The organism is Promicromonospora citrea, assembly GCF_013004695.1.
GTDB lineage: Bacteria > Actinomycetota > Actinomycetes > Actinomycetales > Cellulomonadaceae > Promicromonospora > Promicromonospora citrea.
Window position 1 is genome coordinate 1 of sequence record NZ_JABEMG010000164.1, and the last position, 8,471, is coordinate 8,471.

6 protein-coding genes are annotated in these 8,471 nt (G+C 73.5%); 1 reads left to right on the forward strand and 5 read right to left on the reverse strand.

Features of this window, described 5'->3' with window-relative positions:
- From HLB15_RS20850 to HLB15_RS24905, 5 genes are all read right to left on the reverse strand, one after another.
- The coding region (locus tag HLB15_RS20850; RefSeq protein WP_311979602.1) for a DUF6597 domain-containing transcriptional factor at positions 1-306 on the reverse strand (306 nt) is incomplete at its 3' end.
- Between the two features lie 31 nt (positions 307-337).
- Entirely contained in the window at positions 338-2,023 is a 1,686-nt protein-coding gene (locus tag HLB15_RS20855; protein ID WP_171108259.1) for a dipeptide ABC transporter ATP-binding protein, read from the reverse strand.
- Complete coding sequence (locus HLB15_RS20860) at positions 2,020-3,708, reverse strand: ABC transporter substrate-binding protein (protein ID WP_171108261.1); 1,689 nt, start codon at positions 3,706-3,708, stop codon at positions 2,020-2,022. Before HLB15_RS20860 ends, HLB15_RS20855 begins: the two co-directional genes overlap by 4 nt.
- Positions 3,709-3,786: 78 nt before the next feature.
- Positions 3,787-4,794, reverse strand: coding sequence for an ABC transporter permease (locus tag HLB15_RS20865; protein ID WP_171108263.1), 1,008 nt, complete (start codon positions 4,792-4,794; stop codon positions 3,787-3,789).
- A complete protein-coding gene (locus HLB15_RS24905; protein ID WP_171108265.1) occupies positions 4,791-5,777 on the reverse strand; it encodes an ABC transporter permease in 987 nt (328 codons plus the stop codon). The genes HLB15_RS20865 and HLB15_RS24905 overlap by 4 nt, the downstream gene beginning before the upstream one ends.
- 259 nt (positions 5,778-6,036) lie before the next feature.
- Here HLB15_RS24905 and valS point away from each other — a divergent pair.
- The coding region (valS, locus tag HLB15_RS20875; protein ID WP_171108267.1) for a valine--tRNA ligase at positions 6,037-8,471 on the forward strand (2,435 nt) is incomplete at its 3' end.

The following is an 8,471-nucleotide window of genomic DNA, read 5'->3' on the forward strand; positions in this document are numbered from 1 at the left end:
GAGCGGCACCCGCTGGTCGCGCACCTCGGCCGCGGGCAGGCCGAGCACGGCGCCGGCCGCCCCCGGCCGCAGCCGGATCCCGCTCGTGCGCGACGACGGTCCGTCGCCCGCCCGCGCGACCACGGGACCGGTGTCGGCGCCGACCACGACCAGCTCGCCCTCGAGGCGCACGAGGTCCACGCACCCGTCCGGGACGATGCGCTGCTCCTGGCCGGGCGCCAGGTCGTGCTCCCACAGGCAGGCGACCACCGGCGCGAGGGCGCGCGGCGGCGGGAGCTCGCGGTAGGCGGTGACGGACGCGGTCATGCCACCACGCTACGTGCGGCCACCGACACGCCTACGCCCGTGCGCCCGCCCGCGCCGCCCGTCGCGCCGCCTGCGCCTCCGGGTCGGGCACCGGAGCCGCGGCGACGAGCGCCCGCGTGTACGGGTCGGCCGGCTCGCGCAGGACGCGCGCCGTCGGGCCGCTCTCGACGACGCGGCCGGACCGCAGCACGGCCACCCGGTCGGCGACCCGCTCGACGACCGCCAGGTCGTGGGACACGAACAGGCACGAGAACCCGAGCTCGGCCTGCAGGTCGCGGAACAGGTCCAGCACGTGCGCCTGGACGGACACGTCCAGGGCCGAGGTGGGCTCGTCCGCGACGAGGACGGCGGGCCCGAGCGCGACCGCGCGCGCGATCGCCACGCGCTGCCGCTGCCCGCCCGACAGCTCGTGCGGGTAGCGGCCCGCGGAGGCGGGGCCGAGCCGCACCAGGTCCAGCAGCTCGCGGACGCGCGTCTCCTGCGCGGGTGCGTCGAGCGCGGCGTGGAGCCGCAGCGGCTCGCCGACGGACTGCGCGACGGTCCACCGCGGGTTGAGCGTCGAGGCCGGGTCCTGGAAGACGACGCCCGTGGACCGCCGCAGCGCGGCCCGCTCCCGGCGCGAGGCGCGGGCCACGTCGACGCCGTCGATCACGACCCGGCCCGAACCCGGCCGCAGGAGCCCCGCGACGACCTGGCCGAGCGTCGACTTGCCCGAGCCCGACTCCCCCACCAGGCCGAGCACCTCGCCGCGGCCGATCTCCAGCCGGACGTCGTCCGCCGCGACGACCGGGTGCCGCCCGCCGTAGGTGACGGTCACGCCGTCGAGCACCACGGCTGCCTCCTCCGGCCGGCTCGGACGGGCGGCCGCGGCCGCTCCCGCAGCCGTCCCGCCCAGCCGCGGCACCGCCGCCAGCAGCGTCCGGGTGTAGGTGTCGCGCGGCGCGGCGAACAGCTCGCCCACCGACGCCGCCTCGACCACGCGCCCCTCCCGCATCACGACGACGTCGTCCGCCAGGTCCGCCACCACACCCATGTCGTGCGTGATGAGCAGCACGGCGGTGCCGCGCTCGTCGCGCAGCCGGCGCAGCAGGTCGAGGATGCCCGCCTGGACGGTGACGTCCAGGGCGGTGGTCGGCTCGTCCGCGACGATCGCCACGGGGTCCTGGGACAGGCCCATGGCGACCAGCGCGCGCTGGAGCTGGCCGCCCGAGAGCTGGTGCGGGTACGCCGCGGCGATCCGCGCGGGGTCGTCCAGCCCGGCCTCGGCCAGCAGCTCGAGCACGCGCGCGTGCGCGGCCCGGCGCGACAGGCGGGACGGCCCGGTCCGGTGCGCCCGCACCGCCTCGGCGACCTGCTCGCCGACGGTCAGCACGGGGTTCCACGCGCTCATCGGTTCCTGCGAGACGAGCGAGAGCACGGCGCCGCGCACGTCGCGGAACGTCTCGCCGGACGCGCCGACGAGCTCGGTGGCGCCCCCGTCGGGCGAGCCGAGGCGGATCGACCCGGCGACCCGGGCCGTGTCCGGCAGCAGACCGAGCACCGCCATGGCGGACACGGTCTTGCCGGAGCCGGACTCGCCGACGAGGGCTGTCACGCGCCCGGGGTGCAGCGCCCAGGAGACGCCGTCGACCGCGGGCGCCGCCGCGTCGTCGAACACGACGGACAGCCCCTCCACCTCGAGAAGGGGCTGCCCGCCCTGGTGCGTCGTGCCGGTCACCGGCTCAGCGAGACCTGCAGGTAGTTCGGGTAGGCCGGGAAGTCCGGGATCCGGAAGTTCTCGACCTTCGACCCGTGCAGGAACGAGTTCTTCGTGTAGATGAGCGGGACGACGGGCGCGTCGCCGAGGATCAGCTTGTCGGCCTCGACCCACAGCTTCGCGGCCTGCTCGGCGTCGGTCTCCTGCGTCGCCTGCTCGATGAGCTCGTCGGCCTCGGGGTCGGCGTACCGGGCCAGGTTGTAGCCGCCCCCGCCGACCTGCGACGAGTGGAACAGCGGCTGGATGTTGCCGTTCGCACTCGGGAAGTCGGGCTGCCACGACGACAGCGTGAGGTCGTAGCCCGAGCCGTCACCCTGCGTGACGGTCTGGGTCCACACGTCGGCCGCCTGCGGCACGATCTTCACCGTCAGGCCCGCACGCTCCAGACCCTGCTGGATCGCCTGCGCGCGAGCGAGGTTCGGGGCGTCGTCCTGGACCACGAGCCGCAGCTCGCGGCCCGACCAGCCCGCGTCCTCGAGCAGCTGCTCGGCACGCTCGACGTCGCCCTCGGGGGCCGCGTCGTTCACGCCGTCGGAGTACTCCTCGCGGCCCGGGATGCCGGGCGTCACGAGGGTGGTCGCGAAGTCGCCGGAGATCTCCCCGCCCGCCGCGACGCGGTAGGCGTTCTTGTCGACCGCGAGGCTGATCGCCTTACGCACGTCGACGTCGTCGAGACCCTCGGCCTCGGTGTTGATCGCCAGGTACGCCAGCGCGCCGGGCCCCGACGTGACCAGGCGGTCCTTGGCCGGGCCCTGCTGCACCTGGGCGAGCTGCGCGGGCGGCACGAACGACGCGCCGAACGCGGAGGCGTCCGTGCCGGAGTCGGCGATGAGCCGCTGCGCCACGACCGTCTCGTCCTGGCCGAGCTCGAACACGATCGAGTCGGGCCCTGCGGCGCGCGCGTCGTCCGTCTCCGGGTCCCACTCGGGGTTGCGCTCCAGGGTCACCGAGGTGCCCTCGACCGTCTCCGCGACGCGGTACGGGCCGGTCGCGACGGGATCGGTCGCGTAGGTCTCGACGTCGTCCTGGTCCTCGGGCACCGCGCCGAACGCGGGCATCGAGACGATCCACGGCCAGTCGCCGTACGCGCTGTCGAGGTGGAAGACGATCGTCCTGTCGTCCGGCGTCTCGATCGAGTCGAGCTCACCGCCGTCGTACGGCCCGGTGTAGTCGTCGCCGCCCTCGAGCAGGCCCTTGTGGTAGCCGAGACCGCCCGAGAGCTCGGGAGCGAACGACCGCTCGACCGAGTACTTCACGTCGGCCGACGTGACCGGGGTGCCGTCCTCGAACGTGAGCCCGTCCTTGAGGGTGTACGTCCAGGTGGCGCCGTCGTCCGACGGGGTACCCGTGTCGGTGGCCAGGTCCGGCACCACCTCGGTGGTGCCGTCGGGGTCGGTGCGCCACGAGGTCAGGCGGCGCTCGACGAGGCCGAGCGTCGTGATCGCGAGGTTCTGGCTGGTCGCCGGGTCCCAGTTGATCGCCGTCGACGACGTGAGGACGTGCAGCTCGCCGCCCTGCTGGACGGCGGTGGTCTCGCCGCCTGCCGGCTCGGGGGCGTTGGCGTTGCACGCGGTGAGCGCGAGGGTCGTCGCGACGGCGACGCCGGCGAGCGCCGCGCGGCGTCCGGTGCGGGAGGTGGTGGTCATGGGTCCTTCTTCTCTCGTACGGCCGGGTGGAGGTGACGGGGCGCGGCGGGCGCGCGGGTCACCGGCGACATCGGCGGGTCACCGGCTGCTCCCTCCGTGTCGCACCCGCGGGTCGAGCGCGCCGTGGACGACGTCGACCGCCAGGTTGGCCACCACGACGAGCGCGGCCGTGAACACCGTGACGCCGACGAGCAGCGGCACGTCGGTGGCGCCGACCGCCTCCATGAGCAGCGCGCCGAGGCCGGGCATCGAGAACACGCGCTCGGTGATGACGGTGCCGCCCAGCAGCACGCCGAGGTCGAGCGCGAACAGGGTGACGACGGGGACGGCCGCGTTGCGCAGCGCGTGCCGCGTGACGACCCGGCGCTCGCTCAGGCCCTTGGCCCGTGCCGTGCGGACGTACGGGGAGCCGAGCTCCTCGAGCATCTGGGACCGGGTCAGGCGCGTGTAGATCGCGGCGGACAGCAGCGCGAGCACCGTCCACGGCAGCACGAGGTGCCACGCCCAGTCGACGGGGCTGGTCGCGAACGGCACGTACCCGGACACCGGGACCATGTCGAGCGTGAACCCGAACAGCAGGATGCCGAGCAGGCCGACGAGGTAGCTCGGCGCCGAGACGCCCGTGATCGCGGCGATCATGAGCCCGCGGTCCAGCGCCGTCCCGCGGCGCACCGCCGCCACGACGCCCGCGCCGACACCGACGACGAGCCAGAGCACCGCCGCCCCGACCGCGATCGACGCCGTCACGGGGAACCGGCCGAGGATCAGCTCGGTGACCGGGGCGTTGCGGACGAAGGAGTAGCCGAGGCACGGGCTCGGGCAGGTGAGCGTGGCGTTCGCGGACCCGAAGGTGCGGCCGGCGAAGACGCCGCGGAGGAAGTCCCACCACTGCTCGACGACCGGCTTGTCCAGCCCCATGAACGCCCGCGCCGTCTCGAGCCGCTCGGGCGTGCACGGGCGGCCGCAGGCGAGCTGCGCCGGGTCGGCGGGCAGGAGCACGAACAGCGCGTACGTGAGGAAGGAGACCGCGAGCAGCACGAACGCGAGCGTCGCGAGCCGGGTCGCGAGGAACCGGACGAGCGTCACCTCGCACCGCCCTTCCGGCGGCGCGGGGCCGCCGAGCGGGGGTCGAGCGCGTCGCGCAGGCCGTCGCCGAACGCGTTGAACGCGAGCGTGATCCCGAACAGCGCGAGCCCGGGGAACAGCAGGTACACGGGGTCGACGGAGAACCAGGTGACGGCGTCGCCGATCGACCGGCCCCACGAGGGCGTGGGCGGTGGGACGCCGACGCCCAGGAACGAGAGCGCCGCCTCCGCGCCGATGGCGCCGGGGATCGAGATGGTCGTGAACACGACGATCGTGGCGGCGAGGTTCGGCAGCACCTGGCGGAACAGCACGTGCGCCGGCGAGGCTCCGAGCGCCCGCGAGGCACGCACGAACCCGGCGCTGCGCAGCGCCATCGTCTGCCCGCGCACGACGCGCGCGATCGAGGACCAGCCGAACAGGCCGATGACGAGCACGAGCAGGAGCAGGCGCGGGAACCAGCCCGGCGCGACGGCACCGATCGCGATCATGAAGACGAGCGCGGGCAGGCCGACGAGCACGTCGATCAGCCTGGCCACGACCCAGTCGACCCAGCCGCCGAAGTACCCCGCGACGAGGCCGAGGACGGTGCCGACGACCATCGAGACGACGGTCGCGCCGAGGCCGACGAGGAGAGAGGTGCGCGAACCCATGACCACGACGGCCAGCAGGTCGCGCCCCGTCAGCGGCTCGACCCCGAACCAGTGCTCGGCGCTGATGCCGCCCGCCGGCCCCGCGGGCGCGCCGGTCGGGCCGAGCGCGTCGAGGTCGTAGGTGTAGGGGTCGACGCCGAGCGCATGGGTCACGAGCGGGGCGGCGAGCGCCACGAGCGCGTAGGCCACGACGACGACGCCCCCGGCCAGCGCGAACCTGTCGCGAGCCAGCCTGCGCCACAGCGGAGCCCTGCCGCCCGGGCTGCCGGTCACGCCACGGGTGACGGCGGGTGCGGCGGGGCCGACCACCTCGGCGGAGCGGTCGATCGACACGGGGCGGATCTCCTAGGGACGACGGGACATGGCGGGGGTGCGGTGCGGCGAGCACCGACAGCACGACATGCGCACGTTCGTCTCCTGGGGTGATGGACCGGGTGAATCGGAAGAACCATAGTCCATGCCTCTGGAAACCATCGACCATCTCGAACAATCTGTGGCGGACGTCTCGCCCCTCGGACCGCCCTCGGGACGCCCCCGCGAGCCTGTGGACGACGGGCCGTTCGGCTTGCTCGGATCTGGGACACTTGTGGTCATGAGCATTCCCTCCTCCTCCGGGCCGACGGACCCGGCAGCGACCACATCCGCACCTGACCCGACCTCGACCTCTACCGCCGCCGCGGTAGCGGGGACGGACGTCGTACGCGCGGTGGTCAAGGAGGTACCGGACAAGGTCAGTGCCGACGGCCTGGAGGCCAGGCTCGACGAGCGCTGGACGGCCGAGGGCACCTTCGCGTTCGACCGCAGCAGGAGCCGCGACGAGGTCTACTCGATCGACACGCCGCCGCCGACGGTCTCGGGCTCCCTGCACGTGGGGCACGTGTTCAGCTACACCCACACGGACATCGTGGCGCGCTTCCAGCGCATGCGCGGTCGCGAGGTCTTCTACCCCATGGGCTGGGACGACAACGGCCTGCCCACCGAGCGCCGCGTCCAGAACTACTACGGCGTCCGCGTGGACCTGTCGCTGCCCTACGACCCGGACTTCACGCCGCCGTTCGAGGGTACGGACAAGAACGTCAAGGCGGCGGACCAGGTGCCCGTCAGCCGGCGCAACTTCATCGAGCTCTGCGAGCGCCTGACGGCCAAGGACGAGAAGGAGTTCGAGGAGCTGTGGCGCCGCCTCGGCATCTCGGTCGACTGGTCGCAGACGTACCAGACCATCGGTGACACCTCGCGGGCCACGGCCCAGCGCGCCTTCCTGCGCAACCTCGGGCGCGGCGAGGCGTACCAGGCCGAGGCACCCGGGCTGTGGGACGTCACGTTCCAGACGGCCGTCGCGCAGGCGGAGCTCGAGGCCCGCGACTACCCCGGCCACTTCCACCGGGTCGCGTTCCACCGGCCCGACGGCGAGCCGGTGTACATCGAGACCACGCGTCCCGAGCTGATCCCCGCGGTCGTCGCGCTCATCGCCCACCCGGACGACGAGCGGTACCAGCACCTGTTCGGCACCACCGTGACCTCGCCGCTGTTCGGCGTGGAGGTCCCGGTGCTCGCCCACCACCTGGCCGAGCCGGACAAGGGCGCGGGCATCGCGATGTGCTGCACCTTCGGTGACCTCACCGACGTGCAGTGGTGGCGCGAGCTGCAGCTGCCGACCCGCTCGATCATCAACCGTGACGGGCGCATCACCCGCGAGGTCCCCGAGTGGCTCGCGGGCGGCCCGGGCGCGGCGCTGTTCGAGTCCGACGTGGCCGGGAAGACGACGTTCAGTGCGCGCAAGGCGATCGTCGAGGCGCTGTCGGCGTCGGGCGACATGCCGACCGAGCCGGTCCCCACGCAGCGCAAGGCCAACTTCTTCGAGAAGGGCGACAAGCCCCTCGAGATCGTGACCTCGCGCCAGTGGTACATCCGCAACGGCGGGCGGGACGAGGCGCTCCGCGAGGAGCTGCTGGGCCGGGGCAAGGAGCTCGACTTCCACCCCGACTTCATGCGGGTCCGCTACGAGAACTGGGTCAACGGGCTCAACGGCGACTGGCTGGTGAGCCGGCAGCGGTTCTTCGGCGTCGCGATCCCGCTCTGGTACCCCGTCACCGCGAGCGGCGAGGTCGATTACGACCACCCGATCGTGCCCGACGAGAGCACGCTGCCCGTCGACCCGACGTCGCAGGCGCCCGCCGGGTACACCGAGGACCAGCGCGGCCAGGCCGGCGGCTTCGTCGGGGACTCGGACGTCATGGACACGTGGGCCACCTCGTCCCTGACGCCGCAGATCGTGTCCGGCTGGGAGCGGGACCCCGACCTGTTCGAGCGCGTCTTCCCGATGGACCTGCGCCCCCAGGGCCAGGACATCATCCGCACCTGGCTGTTCTCGACCGTGGTGCGTGCGCACCTGGAGAACCAGGTGCTGCCGTGGAAGAACGCCACGATCAGCGGCTGGATCCTCGACCCCGACCGCAAGAAGATGTCGAAGTCGAAGGGCAACGTCGTCACCCCGATGGACCTGCTCGTCGAGCACGGCTCCGACGCGGTGCGCTACTGGGCGGCCTCGGCCCGCCTGGGCACGGACGCGGCGTTCGAGGTCGGCCAGATGAAGATCGGCCGCCGCCTGGCGATCAAGGTCCTCAACGCCTCGAAGTTCGCGCTGTCCTTCGGCGGCGGCGCGGGCAGCGAGATCGCGCTCGACCCCGCGGCGGTCACCGTGCCGCTGGACCGGTCGATGCTCGCGGGCCTGGCCGACGTCGTCGAGCAGGCGACGGCCGCGCTGGAGGCGTACGACCACACGCGCGCGCTCGAGCTCACGGAGACGTTCTTCTGGACGTTCTGCGACGACTACCTCGAGCTCGTCAAGGACCGCGCCTACGGTGCGGGCGCGGACGCCACGGAGGTCTCCCCCGAGACGACCTCGGCTCGCACCGCGCTGGCGATCGCGCTCGACAGCATGCTCCGGCTGCTGGCGCCCTACCTGCCGTTCGTCACCGAGGAGGTCTGGTCCTGGTGGCGCGAGGGCTCGGTGCACCGCGCGCCGTG